Origin of the sequence: Desulfospira joergensenii DSM 10085, from assembly GCF_000420085.1 — a bacterium.
In the GTDB taxonomy this organism is placed as follows: domain Bacteria; phylum Desulfobacterota; class Desulfobacteria; order Desulfobacterales; family Desulfobacteraceae; genus Desulfospira; species Desulfospira joergensenii.
The window spans coordinates 1152503-1170634 of sequence record NZ_ATUG01000003.1 but is presented as its reverse complement, the minus strand read 5'-3'; the positions used below and the strand labels follow the sequence as shown (position 1 = coordinate 1170634).

The window sequence follows — 18132 nt, the reverse complement described above, 5'->3', positions numbered from 1 at the left end:
AGGTTCTATTGAAAGATCTCTGAGATACACCGGAATCCAATGGTGTTGGAGGTGAATCCGCTCTTGTACAATCCCCTTGAGCCGATGGTGATGTCCGGGCCTGAATTCCAGGCCCCTCCCTTTGCAATGCTGTACCGGTGGTTGGCCCGGGTTTTGAAGGGAGCGTCCTGTTCGTCCGAGGTCCATTCCATGACATTGCCCAGCATATCGGCGATGGTGAATTCATTGGCATGCTCTTCATATTCATCCACCGGACAGGTATCGGCCAGGGCACTTTGTTCATGGTTCAGGAAGAGGGGATTGAAGTCATTTCCCCAGGGATACCGGTTTCCAAGGTCGGTCCGGGCGGCAGCCTCCCATTCGGCTTCCGTGGGAATTCTGCGGCCGATCCAGGAGGCATAGGCCAGGGCATCTTCCACGCTGACCTGGACCACGGGATGGTTCCGCTTTCCGTGAAGGGATGACTCAGGGCCCGAGGGCCGGAACCAGCAGGCGCCTTTGACCTCCTGGGAACCGGCTGTTTTCTGCCAGGAGGACCCGGCCTTGCCTTTTTTATACCGGGAGGAGAAAACCACGCCAAAGCCCTTTGTTTCCGCTGTGGTCACATAGCCGGTATTGTCTATGAAGATCTCGAACAGGGCGTTGGTCACCGGAAATCTGCCGATATAGGTTCTGGGCATTTCGATCTGCTGGAGTTCCAGGCTGGCCTTGAGTCCTTTCCGGGTGCCCACGGTGTAAAGGCCCTGGGGTACCTTTACATAGGCATTGAATTTTTTTTCCCGTTCCCCCAGGGAATCGTCAAACTGCTCGGCAAGTTCCCGCTGCTCCCTGAATTCCTCCAGGGCCTTGAGTTCCTCTTCGTCCAGCTCGTCAACTTCCTCGAGTTCTTCATCCTCATCCAGCTCCAGTTCTTCAACATCTTCATCCAGGTCCTCGATTTCCTCGAGTTCCTCATCCTCGTCCAGCTCTATCTCTTCGGGCTCGTCTTCCTCATCGATTTCTTCGAGTTCTTCGTCCTCATCCAGCTCCAGTTCTTCAACATCTTCATCCAGGTCCTCGATTTCCTCGAGTTCCTCATCCTCGTCCAGCTCTATCTCTTCGGGCTCGTCTTCCTCATCAATTTCTTCGAGTTCTTCGTCCTCATCCAGCTCCAGTTCTTCAACATCTTCATCCAGGTCCTCGACTTCCTCAAGTTCCTCATCCTCGTCCAGCTCTATCTCTTCGAGTTCTTCGTCCTCATCCAGTTCTTCTATCTCTTCGTCCAGGTCCTCCAGTTCTTCGAGCTCCTCATCCTCGTCCAGCTCGATTTCCTCCACATCATCCTCGTCCTCGAGAACTTCCAGCTCCTCGTCATCTTCTTCCTCAAGGATCTCTTCATCTTCGTCCAGCTCGATTTCTTCTATATCGTCTTCTTCTTCGAGAACTTCCAGTTCTTCATCATCTTCGATTTCAACGATTTCCTCATCCAGGTCTTCCTCATCGATCAGGTCGCTCTGGGAAATCCTGGAGAGAATTTTTTTGATTTCCTGGATAATATCAAGGGACTCCTTGTCCCCATCATCCATGTCAAAGGCATCCAGGAAATCAGAGACCGCCTTGAGAATTCCCGTGGCCTGTTCCAGGTCGATATCCCCGGTTTTCACGGCATCGGTAAAGGAGCTGAGCAGGTTGTTCTTGGCCTCTTCGGTCATGTCAAAGACATTGGATCCGGAAATAATAATGTTTTCCGGATTCAGGTCTTTTTTGGACAGCTTTTTCAGGTCGGCATTGATGGAGGACTTGAGACTGAAGAAGTTTCGTCTTTTGGAGCGGATTTTGCCGGGATCTTCCCGGATATCCCAGATCATTCCCACCAGGAGATCCGTATCAATGGACCGGATCTCCTGGATGGAGTCTTCGGAGGTGTAAAACGACTCGATGGCGGCCACAGCCTTGTACTTGACAGAGCTGGGTCTGTAGTTCAGATTGGTGACGGCCTGCCTGATGCCGTCCAGTGAAATGGATATTTTGGCCAAGGATCCGGGTCTCCTTCTTCTGGTTGACGCCGGCATTATCGTATATTCCCATGGGAATATCAACCAAAGCTCTTTGGATAAAGGATATTTCCCGGATTGGGATTGATATTTCCGGTAATTGTGTTACAACCAAAAGGCTATGAGTAACATTTTCACAATTTCCGGTCAAAGGGGAGGTATCGGGAAAAGTATCACCGCCGTCAATCTGGCGGCTTCCCTTGCATTGTTGGAGAAAAAAACCCTTCTCATTGACTGTGATCCGAGGGCTGCGGCCACTGAATGGTCCGGGGCAGGACCCTATACCCATGATATCGCGTCCCTGCTTTCCGGGAAAGCCGGATTCATGGATACGGTCACCCGGACAGGACTGGGGTATCTTGATATCCTTCCGGCCGGGTTTGAGCTTTTTTTTACCGGGTTGAGACTGGCAAAATTAACATCCAATGAAAAGATCCTGCGGATTTTTATCCGGACAGATGTGGATCCGGTTTATGAGTATATCATCATTGATTCTCCGTCTTCATGGGGATACCTGAGCGTTGCCGCACTCACGGCTGCCGACTGGATGATTTCGCCGGTATGCCCGGGTATTCAATCCGAGTGGGATTTTACCTGTCTGTTAAAACTGGTCAATTACGTCAGAAAGACCCACGAGGTTCCCCTGAAACTCGGGGGGTTTTTATTCAACCGGTGCCGGACAGGAGAAGGACCTGAAAGTTTTCTTAAAGATCAGAATCTCATGGAGATAAAAGACTTGATCTTTCGGACCGTGATCCCTGAAGACCCGGCCGTTGTAAAAGCCTCAGATCCCCTATCCCTCAAAAATATAAAAACTCCTGCCGCATCGGCCTATTTGGAGTTTGCAAAGGAAATCGTTTCAACATTTAATTGAAGGTTTAGAGCAGGTGATTCATGAAACTTACAAATCCGGAATCCATAAAGGAAAGCGAAAAAGAGTTCATTGATACCATTAATGCGGAACTTGACTGGGAAGCCATTGAAAAGATGCTCATTGAACAGCATCACTTCACCCTCCAGGATGAGGTCGACTATAAAAACGGTGATTTGATCGTTCATAATGACCAGATCGCCTATCGGTTTGATTTTGAGATAAAGGTCCCCCTTTCCCTGATTTTCAACCGCCAGGGAGAATGCCTTGAGATGTCGACCCTGGGGGGAGATTCCGATGATGAAGAAGATCTTTTGGATGCGGACCCGGACTCTGAATCCGAAGTTCAGGATGAGCCTGACCAGGAAAAAAAGGAAAAAGTGGAGCAGATGGCCTCGGACATAGCAGACATGATCCATGAGATCAATGAAGGAGACGAATAATGGGCATGCCCGAAGAGAATGAAATGGACGCGTCCCACGTCAGAAAAAAACTGGATGAAATCCTTGCCCGGGAAATAACCGCCTTTATTGATGTGGATACGGACTCGGCAATGATGTCTTTTAATCTTGCCAGCATCTCCTGCATCACCATTATCGTGGAGAGGGAAAGGGAGATCAAGCAGTACTCCGACTTCCCGCCGGAAAGGTATGTAAAGGAATCTTTTATCAACGAGCTGGTGGATATCGGGCTTGAAAAGGACGATTACCTTGACCGGTCCTTTGAATCCCTTGTGGAAAAGGGGTACATTTCCAGATCCGAAACAGAAGACCTCAAGGCCGAGATGCCCTCATTCATGATGGCCGGACTTCTGGATTCCATGTTTCCGGGCATGCAGGGGATGAACCTGATCGCCTTTGTTCTTCAGATGAACGATGAGGTGAACTCGGGGCGCAAAACCCTGGACCTTGCCATGGCCAGTTTTGAAACCTCCCTCAAAACCCGGGGGGTTGCCGTTCAAAAGGATCGTGCGGAAAAACTGGCAACGGACATGGCTTCGGGAGCGGTTAAGGCCCCTGTCCAGACCCGGGAAATTTCCCAGAAGCTGAAAAAGGAAAACCTTAACCGGCTGTCCCAGATCATGAAGGGCCGGAGAAGGGCGGATGAATACAAGGAACGGGTCCGGGTCCAGGATGTTTTTGACAAGGGGCCCACCAAGGAAGAGATTGAAGCCCAGAAGGAAGCGGCCAGAAAAGAGGAGGAAGAGGCCAGAAAAGCGGCGGAGCTGGCAAAACAGCTGGTTGAAAAGGACGAAAAAATAAAAGAGGCGGAAGAGTCCGCCAGAAAATCCGCAGAGCAGCTCAAGGCCCTGGAGGAAAAAGAGGCGGAACTGAAGCTGGCCAAGGAAAAGGCCGCGCTTCTGGAAGAAAAGGAAGCCCTCATGGCGGAAAAGGAAGCCCAGCTTCGGGCCATGGAGGAAAGGATTCGCCAGGAAGAGGAGCGGATCCGTCAAATGGAACAGGACAAGGCCGCGTCTGGCGGAGCCGGTTCCGGACCCGGCAAGGATACATCCCTTGCAGATGATGATATTGAATCCCGTATCGCCGAGTTTGAAAGTGATCTGGCCATGGTCTGCCCCTTGTGTTCCCAGGGGGAAGTGGTGACCCGGACAACGGAAAAGGGCAAGAACTACTACTCCTGTTCAAAGCCGGATTGCCGGTTTGTCAGCTGGGACATGCCCTACCATTTTCAATGTCCCCTGTGCAAAAATCCCTTTTTAACGGAGATCACCACTCCCAGTGGGGAAAAAGGGCTCAAATGCCCCAGAGCCGCATGCCCTTACAGCCAGAACAATCTCCTTGACCCCAAAACCAATGTGACGACTCCAACAGAACAGCCCAAAAAGAAAAAAAGGGTAGTGAGAAGAAAAAAGAGGCATTAATGAATATAGAATTTCTGGATGCGGATCTTGAGCCGGTTTTTGCCAAGGTCCGCCAGGGTTCCCGTCTTTCCAAGGAGGACGGGATTTGTATTTATAATACCCGGGACCTCATGGGACTGGGCCGGATCGCAGATTATGTGAGAAAGGCCAGGCATGGGAAAAAAGCCTATTATGTGGTCAACCAGCATTTAAACTATACCAATATCTGTAAAAACAGGTGCCGGTTCTGCGCCTATGCCAAGGACAAAGGGGAAGAGGGCGCCTATATCTGGTCCATCCAAGAAATCGAAAAAAGACTTCTGGAGCGGATTGACGAGCCAATGGACGAACTTCATGTGGTCGGCGGGCTCAATGAGACCCTGGGGTTTGACTATTTCATTGATCTGTTAAAGGTCATCAAAAAGGTCCGCCCATCGGCCGCGGTCAAAGCCTTTACCTGTGTGGAAATCGACTATCTTGCCGAAATTTCCGGGCTCTCCCTGGATCAGACCATCCTTGCCCTGAAAACGGCCGGCCTGGACATGATGCCCGGCGGCGGGGCAGAGGTCCTCAACTCCAGGGTCCATGACGAGCTTTTTCCCAGGAAAATCGGACACCAACGCTGGGTCGAAATCGTGAAAAAGGTCCATGAAGCCGGAATCACCACCAATGCCACCATGCTTTACGGCCATATTGAAACCCTGGAGGAAAGGGTTGAGCATCTGATGACCCTGAGAGAGATCCAGGACGAGACCCGGGGGTTTTCCGCTTTTATCCCCCTTGCATTCCACTCCCGGAACACGGAACTATCCCATCTGCCGCCCACCACAGCCGTGGACGACCTGAAAAACATTGCCGCTGCCCGGCTGATCCTGGACAACTTTGACCATATCAAGGCTTACTGGGTCATGATCGGAGAATCCCTGGCCCAGGTGGCCCTCAATTTCGGGGCCGACGATCTGGACGGTACCATCATAGAGGAACGGATTACCCATACGGCCGGAGCAAAATCGGCCAAGGGCCTGACCCGGGGTCAGATGGAAGATATGATCCGGGCATCCGGTTTTGAACCGGTCCGGAGGGATTCCTTTTATAACCCCGTCACCGCGTAAAGATATAGATTATGAATTCTTTTCACACCATTGTTACATCTGTGCAGGAAAATAAGCGGATTTCCCCGGACCAGGCCCTGATCCTGTTTAAGGAAGCAGATCTGCTCACCCTGGGAAGTCTGGCCAACCAGCGTAGGTTTGATCTCCATCCTGAAAAACGGGTCACCTATGTGGTTGACAGAAACATCAATTACACCAATATCTGCATGTCCGGATGTCGGTTCTGCGCCTTTTACGAGACCCCCGGCCTCCAAAGTCCGGGCTATGTCCTGTCCAGACAGGAGCTGGCAGATAAGATCCAGGAGACCCTTGACCTGGGAGGCACCCAGATTCTGCTCCAGGGGGGCATGCATCCGGATCTTGAGCTTGATTTTTATGTGGATATGCTGGAGTTTATCCGGGATAATTTTGATATCCATATCCATGGATTCTCCCCCCCGGAGATCGACTTTCTTGCAGGAAAATCCAATCTCAGCGTTACAGAGACCCTCCAGACCCTTCAGAAAGCCGGGCTTGCCTCCATCCCCGGCGGCGGGGCCGAGATCCTCTGCGACGAGGTCAGAAAAAAGGTCTCCCCCAACAAGTGCATGTCCGACGCCTGGCTGGATGTCATGCGCAGGGCCCACAACCTGGGGATGAGATCTTCGGCCACCATGATGTTCGGCCATCTGGAAAAGGACCGTCATATCGTCGAGCACATGGACAGGATCCGGAATCTCCAGGATGAAACAGGCGGCTTTACCGCCTTCATTCCCTGGACCTTTCAGCCGGGCAATACAAAGATTACCGTGAAAAAGAAAACCAGTGCCGAATATCTGAAGGTACTGGCCCTGGCCAGGATCTTTCTGGACAACATCGACAATGTCCAGGCTTCCTGGGTGACCCAGGGAGACAAGATCGCCCAGACCGCACTCTTTTTCGGGGCCAATGACATGGGGTCCACCATGATCGAGGAAAACGTGGTGGCCTCGGCCGGGGTGGATTTCATGCTGCCGGAGTCCGAACTCAAACGCTTGATCTCAACGGCCGGGTTTGAGCCCCGGCAGCGGGACTGTTATTACAACCGGGTATGAAAAAAAAACAATCCTCCATTGCCATGATCCGGGAGACCGGAGCTCCCAAGATCCACAGGGCCAAATGGATTCTGGTTGACCCGGACCGGGTGATTGAAAACGGCCAGGTTGAAACGGCCGGAGGGAAAATCCTTAAAACAGGTCCGGCCGGGCAGGGTTCGGGGAGAGAACCGGTCACGGACCATGGATCCGGGGTACTCATGCCGGTCCTGGTCAATACCCACCTTCATTTGGAATTGTCGGCCCTGAAGAACCGTCTGCCACTGGGCCGTGGGTTTCAGCCCTGGGTCCGGGCCCTGCTCAAGGAAAGGGAGGCCCTGGGGCCGGCAGGTCTTGCAGCCGGTGCTGCCAAAGCGGTCAGGGAGATGGAATCCCTGGGGATCGGCCTTGTGGGGGAAATTTCCACCCTGGGCATCACCCGGGAACTTCTGGAAAAGAGCCTCCTTGGCGGGGTCTGGTTCCATGAATTCCTGGGGACCGCCCCCATGGAATCCGAACTTGAAAACCGGGAAAGACTCTCCTTTTCCGTTGCCGGACACAGCCCCCACACCACGGCCCCGGACCTGCTTCAGGACCTGAAAAAGGCTGCCCGGGATTCAGGCCTTCCCTTTTCCATCCATGTGGCCGAATCCGAAGAAGAATTCCGGTTTATCCGGGGAGGGGCAGGGGAGTGGAAAGCCTTTCTGGAAAGCCGGGGGATTGATACCCGTTCATGGCCCCTGGGATCAAAAAGCCCGGTTCAATACCTGGATGACCTGGGCTTGCTGGATCCTTGGACCCTCTGCGTTCACCTGATCCGGCTGGAAACCCGGGATCTGGACATCCTGGCCCGATCCGGAGCCCATGCCTGCATCTGCCCCCGGAGCAATTTGAACCTGCATGGGAGGCTGCCGGACATCGAAACCATGCTGGCCAAAAACCTGGCACCGGCCCTGGGCACGGACAGCCTGGCCTCCTGCGATTCCCTGGGGATTTTTGATGAGATGGAATTTGTAAAAAAACATTTCCCCGGGACTTTACCCCGGGATCTTCTGGCCATGGCCACCATCAACGGGGCCAGGGCCCTGGGGTGCGAAGGATTCAGCGGCACCCTTGAGCGGGGAAAGCAGGCCGCTTTTATCTATGTAGACCTTGAGGCCCGGGATAAATACGAATTAAGGGAAAGATTGACATCCAATGAATTCTGATAAACTAAGAATGGGGAGAATCAGCTATATCAACGCCTCCCCGGTATATTACGGTCTTGACCGGGGCCTGGCCCCGGACTGGCTCACCCTGGTCACCGATGTGCCGGCTGCCCTGAACCATCAGATCCGGACGGGTGAGGTGGATATCAGTCCCATCTCCGCAGCCTTTTACGGCATGAACACGGAAGATCTTCTCTTGATTCCGGATTTTTCCATCTCCAGCCACCGGGAGGTGATGAGCGTGATCTGTGCATCCAATTCTTCCCTGGAAGAGCTTACAGGAAAAAAGGTCCTCTTTTCCAGGGAATCGGCCACCGGGGCCTCCCTGCTCAAGATGATCTTTGCCATGAAAAGGATAGAGCCGGAACTGATGGTGGGACCGACCAACGATATCAACAGAATCCCGGAAGACGTGGAGGCGGTCATGGTCATCGGCGACGCGGCCCTGACCCAGCCATGGGAAGACAGGTTTTCACAGAAGATCGACCTTGGGCAGTCCTGGTTTGAAATGACCGGACTTCCCTTTGTTTTTGCCGTATGGGCGGTAAGGAGATCCTTTGCCCGGGAACATCCGGACCGGGTAAAACAGGCCGTGGAAATCCTTTGCCGTTCAAGGGAACAGGGGTACGAGCATATAGACGAAGTCGTGGACAGGGGCTGCAGTAAACTGGGCCTTTCAAGGGCCATGCTGGAAAATTACTATCATCTGCTTCACTGCGATCTGGACCGCCCCAAGATAGAGGGAATGAAGAAATTTTTTGGTCTGCTTTATGAACATGGAATTTTACGTCAACCGGCAAGGGTGGAATTTTTCCAATGAAAAAACAATGGGCCGGCATACGGGTGACGGCGGGATGCGGCCTGGCCCTGGCGGTGTTTTTCTGGGGCGTCAACAACGTGATTGCCAGGGGGATCACCCTGGAGGTCCGGCCCATGGCCGTATCCTTTTTCAGGTGGGTATCGGCCCTTGTTTTTCTGACCCCCTTTGCATTGAAAAATCTCAAAAAAGATATGCCGGTCATCCTTGAAAACAAGGGATTCCTTTTTTTATTGTCCATCCCCAGCGTGGCCGTTTACAATTCCCTGGTCTATGTGGGGGCCAATTTTACCACGGCCACAAATATCTCCCTCATGGTGGCGGCCATGCCCGCCCTGACCCTGGGATTTGCCTGGGCCATCAACCGGGAAGCCCCCGGACTTTTCAATGCCCTGGGCATCCTCGTTTCCATGGCCGGTGTGGTCATCATTATCAGTCAGGGCTCCTGGCAGGTCCTGTCCCGGCTGGAACTCAATCCCGGGGATCTGATGATCCTGGTGGCCATATCCTCCTGGGCCCTTTACTCGGTGATGCTTAAAAAAAGACCGATTCCCATTTCACCGGTTTCTTTTCTGCTTGTCATCATTCTTTTGGGGACCCCGTTCATCCTTCCCTTTTACCTCTGGGAATACGCCGTCTACGGGGGCTTTTCCGCTGACGGAAAAGTTTTCTGGATCTTTGTCTTTCTGGGGATCTGCCCGTCGATTCTTTCCTACCTGCTCTGGAATTCCGGGGTAAGGGCCCTGGGCGCGTCCCTGGCTTCTGTGTTTATCTACCTGGTTCCCCTGTCCACTTCGATTATTGCATATTTTGTCCTTGGGGAACGGATATCCCTGTTCCATGCCGTTGGGGGCGTTTTGATCCTGGCCGGCCTGATTCTCTCCGCTTCCAGTTGATTTCACACCTCACCCTTTTGAATTCATGGATTATGTCTTGACTTGATCACTGGTTTGAGCATAAAACCAGACTAAGTAATTCGATAATCTTCATTTTTGGTAATTGAGTCATAAGCGGTTAAGGTTTGTCCTATATTTGCTGACTAAGGGAAAGGGTTTATAGTAAATCATTACAAAAAGGAGATTCTGCATGGAAGACAACAAACGGCGTGATTTTATCAAGAATGTTGGAGTAGGCGCGGCAGCCCTCGGTACGGCGGGCCTTGCCGGTGTCTTAAGTTCCTGCAAAGGCCAGAAACAGGAAGAGTCAAAGGAAGCTGTTAAGGAAACCCCCAAGGCAAAAACCTATACCTGGAAAATGGCTACCACCTGGCCCCCCCATTTCCCCATGCTGGGCGAAAGTGCGGACAATATCGCCAAATGGGTGGATGAGATGAGCAACGGCAGGCTGAAGATCGATGTTTACGGCGGCGGTGAACTGGTTCCGCCCCTGGGTGTTTTCGATGCCGTGAGCCAGGGAACCGTTGAGATGGGCCATGGCGCGGCCTATTACTGGGCCGGTAAATCTCCTGCCGCCCAGTTCTTTGCTGCGGTTCCATTCGGATTCAATGCCCAGTCCATCAATGCCTGGCTTTTGTCCGGCGGCGGAATGGAACTCTGGGAAGAACTCTATGCGAAATTCAATATGAAACCTTTTGTCGCCGGGAACACCGGGGTTCAGATGGGCGGATGGTTCAACAAGGAAATCAATTCCATGGACGATCTTAAGGGCCTTAAGATGAGAATCCCGGGCCTGGGCGGCAAGGTGCTGGCCAAAGCCGGAGGCAATGCGGTTCTGGTTGCCGGAGGCGAGATCTACACCAACCTGGACAGGGGGGTGATCGACGCCACCGAATGGGTGGGACCTTATCATGATCTCAAGATGGGGTTTTACAAGGCAGCCAAATATTATTACTATCCCGGGTGGCATGAGTGCGGCACCGCCCTTGAGTGCATGGTCAATCTCAATGCCTGGAACGAACTGCCGGACGATCTCAAAGCCATTGTTGAAGCGGCTACCTATAAAAGCAATATGTGGATGCTGTCCGAGTTCGAGGCAAAGAACAACGATGCATTGAAAACTCTGATCAACGAGCACAAGGTTCAGCTCAAACAATTCCCGGAAGAGGTGTTGAAGGAACTCAAGAAGCTGGCCCATGAGGTGCTGGAGGAAGTTGCCGCCTCAGATCCCATGAGCCGGAAAGTCTATGATTCCTTTCTCGAATTCCAGAAGAATATTTATGCATGGAACAAGGTAACCGAGGAACCCTACCAGAAATTGAAATATCTTTAATCTTGTAAATTAGACCCAGAAGAGGGGCGGCGGGAATTTTCCTGCCGCCCCTCTTTTTTGTTCGTTTCTATAACAGCACAGTGGGCAGCCAGGTCACAGCCTGGGGGACCAGGCAGATGATGGCAAGGCCGATGATCTGTATGATGACAAAGGGAATGATCCCCTTGTAGATGTCCATGGTTTCGATTTCAGGCGGGGTTACCCCCTTGAGGTAAAAGAGGGAAAACCCGAAGGGCGGTGTCAGGAAAGATGTCTGAAGATTCACGGCGATCAGGATGGCCAGCCACAGGGGATCCACTCCCAGATGGATCATGATCGGGGCCAGAACCGGAACGTGGATAAAGGTGATCTCTATAAAATCGAGGAAAAATCCGGCGATAAAGATAATCGACATGACGATGAAGAGGATCCCCCATTTTCCGAAGGGCAGGGCCAGAATCAGCCCCCTGACCAGGTGATCGCCCCCAAGTCCCCTGAAAACCAGTCCCAGGGTGGAGGCACCCACCAGGATGATAAAGACCATGCAGGTCAGCTTGGTGGTCATATCCATGACATCCTTGACGATCTGGAAGTTGAACCGTCCGTGCATGGCCGTGAGCAGAGTGGCGCCAACGGCTCCGACGGACGCCGCTTCCGTGGGAGAGGCAATTCCGGCGAAAATCGAGCCCAGAACGGCGATCATCAGGAAAAGCGGCGGGAGAAGGGCCTTGAAGACCTTGGATATCAATTCCCGGCGGGATACCTGAGCCAGGACCTCCGGGTCAATGGGCGGGGCCCATTCCGGTTTGAGAATGGCGATGATAAAAACATAGGCCATATAGAGGGCGACCAGGATCAATCCAGGGATGACCGCGCCGATGAAAAGATCTCCCACGGGGACATTCATGATGTCTCCCAGGAGAACCAGAACGATGGACGGGGGAATGATCTGGCCCAGGGTGCCGGAGGCGGCCACGGTGCCTGTGGTCAGGCTCTTGTGATACCGGTTCCGGAGCATGGTGGGCACGGACAAAAGCCCCATGGTGACTACGGTGGCCCCCACAATACCGGTGGAGGCGCCCATGAGGGCCCCCACAAAGATAACCGAGACAGCCAGCCCGCCCCGGATCTTGCCGAAAACAAGGGCCATGGCCTCCAGAAGTTCCTCGGCCAGGCCTGATTTCTCCAGCATGACCCCCATATAGATGAACAGGGGTACGGCCAGAAGAGTGAAATTGGTCATGGTACCCCAGATCCTCAGGGGCAGCAGATCGAAAAAACCGGATCCGAAATTAAAGAGTCCGAAGAACATGGCCACTCCGCCGATGGTAAAGGCAACCGGGAAACCCAGCAGCAGGAGGGCGAAAACAGCCGTGAACATGATCAGGGGCATGAATTCATGGATAAATTCCATCATTTTTCGTCTTCCCTCCCTTTGTATTCCGTGATGATCATCAGTTTTTTACAGGCTTCGGAAAATCCCTGTAGGATGAGGAGGAAAAATCCCAGGGGGATCATGGCCTTGAGCAGGTATCGGGCAGGAAGGCCTCCCGGATCCGGGGAGACTTCCCGGACGGCAAAGGAATTGGAGATAAATCCCAGGGTGGACAGGATAACCATGATGGAAAAAGGGATCAGAAAAAGAAAAACGCCAAGGAAGTCGATCCAGGCCTTGGCCTTTTTGGAAAGGTTCATGAAGATGATGTCCACCCGGACATGACCGTCCTCTTTCAAGGTATAGGCGGCGCCGATGAGAAAGACAATGGAAAAGAGATGCCATTCCATCTCCTGGAGGGCGACATTTCCCCTGTGGAACGCATACCGCATAACCGTGTCGTAAAAGACGATCAAAACCATTGTGGTGGTCAGCCAGCCCACCAGACGGCCGATAAGAGTGTTCAACCCGTCTATCCAGTTGACAATTTTTTCAAGAACCTGCATCTATATGTTTACTCCCCTTTAGTGTTACCGGGTTGATCCCCGGAGCCCAGAAACCGGAGCCGGTTAAATTAAAACCAGGCCCGCCCTCCCGGTCTTCTGTTCTGAAAAGCCATAAGTCTTCTATAAATTCATGGAATCAAAGGGTTTGTCAAGGGTTTTAGAAATTAGAAGCCGATGAAGGATGGGAATTCCATGAAGAACCGGATTTCCTTCCTGAAATCAGGCGGTTGTCTGAAAGGGGAGGAAGAGAGTAAAAATGGTGCCGGTTTTTTCGGAGGAGGTAAAGGAGACCTTTCCCTTGAGATAGGTTTCGCTGAATAGTTTCATGGAATAGGTGCCGAATCCCCTGCCGGATCCGGATTTGGAGCTGAAATGGCGATGGAAAATTCGTTTTCGGAAAGCCCCGGGGATCACGGCTTTGTTCCAGACCTGCCAGGTGACGCCTTCCAGGGTCGAGGTGACGGAAACCCGGATGAATCCGTCCGAAGGTGTAGCTTCCAGGGCATTGATGACCATGTTGCCCAGGGTCCGGGATAAAAGAAGGACATCCGTGGTCAGGATCAGATTATCTTCTCCCCAGTTCTCCAGGATCCGTTTCCCTTTCAGGCTTCTGTGCCCCTTGACGATAATGTCGAGTTCCTTTTTAATATCTTTCAGGGACACGGCGTTCTGAACGGGAATATAGGTAACGTCCTTGTGCTGGGAAAACTTTTTTTGGATGGCCACCTCGTTGATCAGCCTTTCCACGGCCTCCCGGATAGGCTTCATCTCTTTTCTGCCGGGATGATCAGCTTCACAGAGCTGAACATGTCCGTAAAGGGAGGTCAGGGTATTGTTGATGTCGTGAAAAAAGACATGGTCCAAATTGGCCCAGAACTGCTCCTGGGTGATATCCTGGGCATAGATGACGATCCACCTTTGTCCGTCGGCCTGAATGGGCTCGGCCTTTACCCGGAGGCAGATATCTGAAGTTTTCCCGTTCTTGTCCGATACCAGGGCGCAGATCTGCTCTTTTGTTTTATTTTCCCGGATGGCGGACATCATGGCAATGGCGGCCCCGCAGGAGGGGCAGAATTCAGTGGTACCGCATCCGGCCGGCTTTTTATGGGCATGGATGCAGTTCAGGCTTTCGCCCAGTCTGAAACCCAGGACTTCGTTGATATCCCGGATTCCGAGTTTTTCCAGAAAAACATGATTCAGGGCCACGATCTGCCGGTCTTCATTGAGGATCACCAGAATTCCTGCCGCGGTCTGCAGCAGGGCGTTCATGACCGGACTCTGGGAAATGGAAGAGATCTGGTTTTTGAATTTTCGTCTGTCGGTTCTCTGAACCGGGGCAAAATAAGTATCCATAGGCTGTTTCTTGGGGCTGGAAATGGTCGGGATGAGAGGATTTGAACCTCCGACCCCCTCGTCCCGAACGAGGTGCTCTACCAGGCTGAGCCACATCCCGACTTAAGGTGGTTTAGATATACCAGAATTCCCCAAAAGTCAATTTTTAAAAAATCTTTTCCTTGATAATGGTTGCCTCCCTTCCCGGGCCCACGGATATGATCTTAATGGGAACCCGGGAGAGGTCCTCTATCCGGGTAAGATATTTTTTCGCCTTTTCCGGAAGATCTTCGTAAGTCCTGAGGCCGGAGGTGTTCTCCTTCCATCCGGGCAGGGTTTCATATACGGGCTCGCACTCTTCCAGGATCTTGATCTCCGGCGGAAAATCCGGAATGACTCTGCCGTTGTACTGGTAGCCGGTGCAGATCTTGAGTTCCTCCAGGTCGTCCAGAACATCCAGTTTGGTAATGGCCAGGCCGGTCAGGCTGTTGAGCCGGGCCGCGTTTCTGAGAACCACCATGTCCAGCCAACCGCACCTTCTTTTCCTTCCTGTGGTGGCCCCGAATTCGGCACCGGTTTTCTGGATCAGATCACCGGTCTCATCAAAAAGCTCTGTCGGAAAAGGGCCTGCCCCCACCCGGGTGGTATAGGCCTTTACGATGCCGATGATCTCGTTGAGATGTACCGGACCCAGGCCGGTGCCGTTGGCAGCGTTCCCTGAGACCGTGGAGGATGAGGTGACAAAGGGATAGGTCCCGTGTTCAATATCAAGATGGGTTCCCTGGGCCCCTTCAAACAGAATCTGGCGCCCCTTGCTGATCCCGTCAAACAATGCCACGGATACATCGCAGATATAGGGAACCAGGCGCTCCCGGATCTTCAATACCTGATCCACCACCATTTCCGGATCAATGGTCTCTGCCTTGAAATAATGCTTGAGGTAAAAGTTCTTTTCTTCCATCAGGGTGATTACCTTTTCCCTGAACACTTCAATGTCCAAAAGATCGCAGAACCGGATTCCCCGCCGGGTGGCCTTATCCTCGTAGCAGGGGCCGATGCCCCGTCCCGTGGTTCCGATCTTATCCTTTCCCTTTTTGACCTCCCGGGCCTTGTCGATCTCCTTGTGATAGGGCATGATCATATGGGCCCGGTTGGAGATCTTCAGTTTCTCAGGGGATACGTCAATCTGGTTGGATATCAGATAATCGATCTCATCCAGGAGAACAAAGGGATCCACCACCACCCCGTTTCCGATGAAACATTGCTTTTGCTGAATAATTCCGGAAGGGATGAGGTGGCTGATGATCTCTTTCCCATTGACCACCATGGTGTGGCCGGCATTGTTGCCGCCCTGGAACCGGACCACATCATCTGCATGTTCACTTAAAAGATCAACTATCTTTCCCTTGCCTTCATCTCCCCATTGGGTCCCTACTATTACCGTATTTGTCACTATCTGCTCCTCTTATTTTCAAAAAAGCGTTTTATAAGTTGTCTGGTCTGTTCTTCGCACACCCCGGAAACCACCTCGGGCCTGTGATTGAGCCTCATATCATCGGCCATGGCATAGAGGGAGGAAACCGCCCCCCATTTCGGATCTGCCGCGCCGTACACAAGGCGGCCGATCCTGGCATGGACAATGGCGCCCATGCACATGATGCAGGGTTCAATGGTAACGTACAGGGAGGTTTGGGTCAGCCGGTAGTTGTTTATGGTGCCGGCGGCCATTCGGATGGCGTTGATTTCCGCATGGCTTGTGGGGTCATTTGTTGAAATAGGGCGGTTGAAACCGTGCCCGATCACTTTGCCATTTTTATCGGCAAGGACGGCTCCGACCGGAACTTCATCAATATTTTCTGCCTTTTTTGCCTCCTTGACAGCAAGCATCATGTAAAACTGATCATCCATACGACCCCGAATATATAAGGCTTTTATCCTGAGGTCAAATACATAATGGCCGGGCCGGACTTTCATTGAAATTTTCAAATTTTCCTGGTATTCTACAAACTCTCTACCCGAAACAGATGAAAAAACCTTCCCCAGGTTTTGAAGGATATAGAATGAAATTTTTCAGATCCAATATTGACCGCAGGAGCAATGTCAACCGCAGGCAGATGGACCTTGGTTCCGCATCCCCGGACCGGAGAGCCGGCGAAAGAAGATTTTCAGGAGAACGCAGAAATGAATGGGTAAGATCCTCAAAGTGGAGCTCCTTTGACATCCAGGTCAGGAACCGCTACTTCTGGACCCTGATCAAAAACCGGACCCCGAGCTGGAATTCAACGATCTCTTTTGAGCAGGATAAAACCCCCCATGGAAAAATGCCCGGACAATAGCGCTGAATTTCCCGTCCTACCATGAAGGCTTTTTTTCGTTTCCAAGATCATTGAGCCCGGGGAATCCTATTTCTGTGACTGGTCGAAAGAACTCGGGATCGATAATTTAACCCTGTTTGTTGACGGTATCATGGTTGCGAATGTCTTTGTCATTGAAAGGGGTAAATCCTATACGAAAGAGGAGTGTATTGCAGCCGTTAAGGATCTGCGTTCCTTTGTCGAAAATCCGGTATCATACTTCGCCCTGGCAACGCAGCTCGGTAAGATAGTGGAAAAGTACCCACTCGTATTCCAGGCTTTAGCAGATATTATGGGAAAAATGGCGGTCAATACCATGATCATGAAGACCAAGGACCGCGAACTGGCTTTGGCCCGGCTTGATCAAGTGCTTGCCGACCTTGGCACATGACCGAGAAAATGATAGATTGAATTTGCTCCAGGCGGTCTGGGGCAATCAGCTTTTAAAAAGAGGGGGACTACTTGGCCCCCCTCTTTTTTTATGGCGAATTTGATATTCAAGTTTGTTATGTATAAACCTGATTTTTTCGGATGGGGTTGCAATGAAATCGAAAATAAGGTTAATCTCCAATTAAATTGATTTTAAAAAGGAATTATCTATATCCGTATAACATTCAAAATATGCATGTTATCCCGTTAGATAAGTGGACATGAAAGATAAACGGAAACCACTGATCAACTTGTTAAATGACATGAAGAAAATACTGCCACATATCGAAATCGGACTAGATCATTACGGGGCTGTTGCAGTCAGCGTTGAGGACTATGAGCTTTTCGATTTTATTGACGACTATGTAACCGAAGAGTGTGATCTGGATTGGCAAGATAAGACCGTGAAGGAAGCTTCAATGGGTGAAGTACACACCATGTACTTTAATCCAAAGCATTCACTTGTCGAAGTCGAAACCGCACTTCTGAAGCTCAATCCTAAAGAAATCGAAAAAATCTATGCCATTAACAACTGAGCAAGCTTCAATCAAGCCATTTTAATCGGGTAGCCGGGGGTTTTTCTCCCCCAGCCCCCACAACACCCTGCATGCGGGTCCGCACAGGGCGTTTAATCAAGAGTACCGGGTCGTAACCGGGTAAACTGCTTGAAGGATGGTTTTTCCATAATGCGCCTGCACACTACTCCTCCATTCGGATTCACTGTATGTACAGAGCCAATAAATACCTTTTCCTTCTCTCTTGACTTTCGGCCCTTCACCATGTCCGGGGAATTACTCCCGGCATTTGGCTACTATGACGTCTGCTGACTTCTGCCCTATCACCAGACAAGTTACCTCGAAAGGCGCAATGAGACTTCTTTTGCAGGTGCTGCCCATTGTTTGTGTCTCGTCACC

At 51.7% G+C, this 18132-nt stretch carries 18 protein-coding genes and 1 tRNA gene; 12 read left to right on the top strand and 7 right to left on the bottom strand.

The window, feature by feature from the left end:
• Nucleotides 1-5 precede the first annotated feature (5 nt).
• Complete coding sequence (locus tag F608_RS33970; RefSeq protein ID WP_022669386.1) at nucleotides 6-2015, bottom strand: formylglycine-generating enzyme family protein; 2010 nt, start codon at nucleotides 2013-2015, stop codon at nucleotides 6-8.
• A 139-nt stretch (nucleotides 2016-2154) separates the two neighbouring features.
• On the opposite strand from F608_RS33970, the gene F608_RS0129620 reads away from it, so the two are divergent.
• The 9 genes from F608_RS0129620 to F608_RS0129580 all read left to right on the top strand — a co-directional run bounded on the left by F608_RS0129620 (nucleotide 2155) and on the right by F608_RS0129580 (nucleotide 11183).
• Entirely contained in the window at nucleotides 2155-2907 is a 753-nt protein-coding gene (locus tag F608_RS0129620) for a ParA family protein (protein WP_022669385.1), read from the top strand.
• Nucleotides 2908-2927: 20 nt separating this feature from the next.
• Nucleotides 2928-3347 (top strand): hypothetical protein, encoded by a 420-nt coding sequence (locus F608_RS0129615; RefSeq protein WP_022669384.1) that lies wholly within the window; start codon nucleotides 2928-2930, stop codon nucleotides 3345-3347.
• The gene (locus F608_RS0129610) at nucleotides 3347-4786 is read left to right on the top strand and encodes a cell envelope integrity TolA family protein (protein ID WP_022669383.1); all 1440 of its coding nucleotides are present in this window, start codon (nucleotides 3347-3349) and stop codon (nucleotides 4784-4786) included. Before F608_RS0129615 ends, F608_RS0129610 begins: the two co-directional genes overlap by 1 nt.
• A complete protein-coding gene (gene mqnE / locus F608_RS0129605) occupies nucleotides 4786-5877 on the top strand; it encodes an aminofutalosine synthase MqnE (RefSeq protein WP_022669382.1) in 1092 nt (363 codons plus the stop codon). The genes F608_RS0129610 and mqnE overlap by 1 nt, the downstream gene beginning before the upstream one ends.
• Nucleotides 5878-5888: 11 nt before the next feature.
• Entirely contained in the window at nucleotides 5889-6950 is a 1062-nt protein-coding gene (gene mqnC, locus F608_RS0129600; RefSeq protein WP_022669381.1) for a cyclic dehypoxanthinyl futalosine synthase, read from the top strand.
• A complete protein-coding gene (locus F608_RS0129595; protein WP_022669380.1) occupies nucleotides 6947-8137 on the top strand; it encodes an amidohydrolase family protein in 1191 nt (396 codons plus the stop codon). Before mqnC ends, F608_RS0129595 begins: the two co-directional genes overlap by 4 nt.
• Entirely contained in the window at nucleotides 8127-8957 is an 831-nt protein-coding gene (locus F608_RS0129590; protein ID WP_022669379.1) for a menaquinone biosynthetic enzyme MqnA/MqnD family protein, read from the top strand. The genes F608_RS0129595 and F608_RS0129590 overlap by 11 nt, the downstream gene beginning before the upstream one ends.
• Nucleotides 8954-9850 (top strand): DMT family transporter, encoded by an 897-nt coding sequence (locus F608_RS0129585; protein WP_022669378.1) that lies wholly within the window; start codon nucleotides 8954-8956, stop codon nucleotides 9848-9850. Before F608_RS0129590 ends, F608_RS0129585 begins: the two co-directional genes overlap by 4 nt.
• A gap of 190 nt (nucleotides 9851-10040) precedes the next feature.
• Nucleotides 10041-11183 (top strand): TRAP transporter substrate-binding protein, encoded by a 1143-nt coding sequence (locus F608_RS0129580; protein ID WP_022669377.1) that lies wholly within the window; start codon nucleotides 10041-10043, stop codon nucleotides 11181-11183.
• Nucleotides 11184-11250: 67 nt separating this feature from the next.
• On the opposite strand, the gene F608_RS0129575 is transcribed toward F608_RS0129580, so the two are convergent.
• From F608_RS0129575 to tadA, 6 genes are all read right to left on the bottom strand, one after another.
• The gene (locus F608_RS0129575; RefSeq protein WP_022669376.1) at nucleotides 11251-12579 is read right to left on the bottom strand and encodes a TRAP transporter large permease; all 1329 of its coding nucleotides are present in this window, start codon (nucleotides 12577-12579) and stop codon (nucleotides 11251-11253) included.
• Nucleotides 12576-13103 carry a TRAP transporter small permease subunit gene (locus F608_RS0129570; RefSeq protein ID WP_022669375.1) on the bottom strand — a complete coding sequence of 176 codons (528 nt, stop codon included), beginning with the start codon at nucleotides 13101-13103 and terminating at the stop codon, nucleotides 12576-12578. Before F608_RS0129570 ends, F608_RS0129575 begins: the two co-directional genes overlap by 4 nt.
• 219 nt (nucleotides 13104-13322) lie before the next feature.
• Entirely contained in the window at nucleotides 13323-14456 is a 1134-nt protein-coding gene (locus tag F608_RS0129565; RefSeq protein ID WP_022669374.1) for a sensor histidine kinase, read from the bottom strand.
• 23 nt (nucleotides 14457-14479) lie between these two features.
• Nucleotides 14480-14556 (bottom strand) — tRNA-Pro (locus tag F608_RS0129560).
• 45 nt (nucleotides 14557-14601) lie between these two features.
• The gene (locus F608_RS0129555; RefSeq protein ID WP_022669373.1) at nucleotides 14602-15888 is read right to left on the bottom strand and encodes an adenylosuccinate synthase; all 1287 of its coding nucleotides are present in this window, start codon (nucleotides 15886-15888) and stop codon (nucleotides 14602-14604) included.
• Complete coding sequence (tadA, locus tag F608_RS0129550; protein WP_027363240.1) at nucleotides 15888-16343, bottom strand: tRNA adenosine(34) deaminase TadA; 456 nt, start codon at nucleotides 16341-16343, stop codon at nucleotides 15888-15890. Before tadA ends, F608_RS0129555 begins: the two co-directional genes overlap by 1 nt.
• 152 nt (nucleotides 16344-16495) lie before the next feature.
• On the opposite strand from tadA, the gene F608_RS0129545 reads away from it, so the two are divergent.
• The 3 genes from F608_RS0129545 (at nucleotide 16496) to F608_RS0129535 (ending at nucleotide 17754) form a co-directional block, all read left to right on the top strand.
• The gene (locus tag F608_RS0129545) at nucleotides 16496-16771 is read left to right on the top strand and encodes a hypothetical protein (RefSeq protein ID WP_022669371.1); all 276 of its coding nucleotides are present in this window, start codon (nucleotides 16496-16498) and stop codon (nucleotides 16769-16771) included.
• Nucleotides 16772-16901: 130 nt separating this feature from the next.
• Nucleotides 16902-17180, top strand: coding sequence for a hypothetical protein (locus F608_RS0129540; protein WP_022669370.1), 279 nt, complete (start codon nucleotides 16902-16904; stop codon nucleotides 17178-17180).
• Between the two features lie 259 nt (nucleotides 17181-17439).
• Nucleotides 17440-17754: a hypothetical protein gene (locus F608_RS0129535; RefSeq protein WP_027363239.1), complete on the top strand. Its 315-nt coding sequence runs from the start codon at nucleotides 17440-17442 to the stop codon at nucleotides 17752-17754.
• The last annotated feature ends 378 nt before the right edge of the window (nucleotides 17755-18132 follow it).

Excerpts from the sequence above, each read along its gene's own strand:
- mqnE (WP_022669382.1), top strand. The coding sequence starts at position 4,786 with ATGAATATAGAATTTCTGGATGCGGATCTTGAGCCGGTTTTTGCCAAG.
- F608_RS0129585 (WP_022669378.1), top strand. The coding sequence starts at position 8,954 with ATGAAAAAACAATGGGCCGGCATACGGGTGACGGCGGGATGCGGCCTG.
- F608_RS0129535 (WP_027363239.1), top strand. The coding sequence starts at position 17,440 with ATGAAAGATAAACGGAAACCACTGATCAACTTGTTAAATGACATGAAG.
- F608_RS0129545 (WP_022669371.1), top strand. The coding sequence starts at position 16,496 with ATGAAATTTTTCAGATCCAATATTGACCGCAGGAGCAATGTCAACCGC.
- F608_RS0129590 (WP_022669379.1), top strand. The coding sequence starts at position 8,127 with ATGAATTCTGATAAACTAAGAATGGGGAGAATCAGCTATATCAACGCC.
- F608_RS0129575 (WP_022669376.1), bottom strand. The coding sequence starts at position 12,579 with ATGATGGAATTTATCCATGAATTCATGCCCCTGATCATGTTCACGGCT.
- mqnC (WP_022669381.1), top strand. The coding sequence starts at position 5,889 with ATGAATTCTTTTCACACCATTGTTACATCTGTGCAGGAAAATAAGCGG.
- F608_RS0129610 (WP_022669383.1), top strand. The coding sequence starts at position 3,347 with ATGGGCATGCCCGAAGAGAATGAAATGGACGCGTCCCACGTCAGAAAA.
- F608_RS0129565 (WP_022669374.1), bottom strand. The coding sequence starts at position 14,456 with ATGGATACTTATTTTGCCCCGGTTCAGAGAACCGACAGACGAAAATTC.
- tadA (WP_027363240.1), bottom strand. The coding sequence starts at position 16,343 with ATGGATGATCAGTTTTACATGATGCTTGCTGTCAAGGAGGCAAAAAAG.
- F608_RS0129540 (WP_022669370.1), top strand. The coding sequence starts at position 16,902 with ATGGTTGCGAATGTCTTTGTCATTGAAAGGGGTAAATCCTATACGAAA.
- F608_RS0129580 (WP_022669377.1), top strand. The coding sequence starts at position 10,041 with ATGGAAGACAACAAACGGCGTGATTTTATCAAGAATGTTGGAGTAGGC.
- F608_RS0129570 (WP_022669375.1), bottom strand. The coding sequence starts at position 13,103 with ATGCAGGTTCTTGAAAAAATTGTCAACTGGATAGACGGGTTGAACACT.
- F608_RS0129615 (WP_022669384.1), top strand. The coding sequence starts at position 2,928 with ATGAAACTTACAAATCCGGAATCCATAAAGGAAAGCGAAAAAGAGTTC.
- F608_RS0129620 (WP_022669385.1), top strand. The coding sequence starts at position 2,155 with ATGAGTAACATTTTCACAATTTCCGGTCAAAGGGGAGGTATCGGGAAA.
- F608_RS0129595 (WP_022669380.1), top strand. The coding sequence starts at position 6,947 with ATGAAAAAAAAACAATCCTCCATTGCCATGATCCGGGAGACCGGAGCT.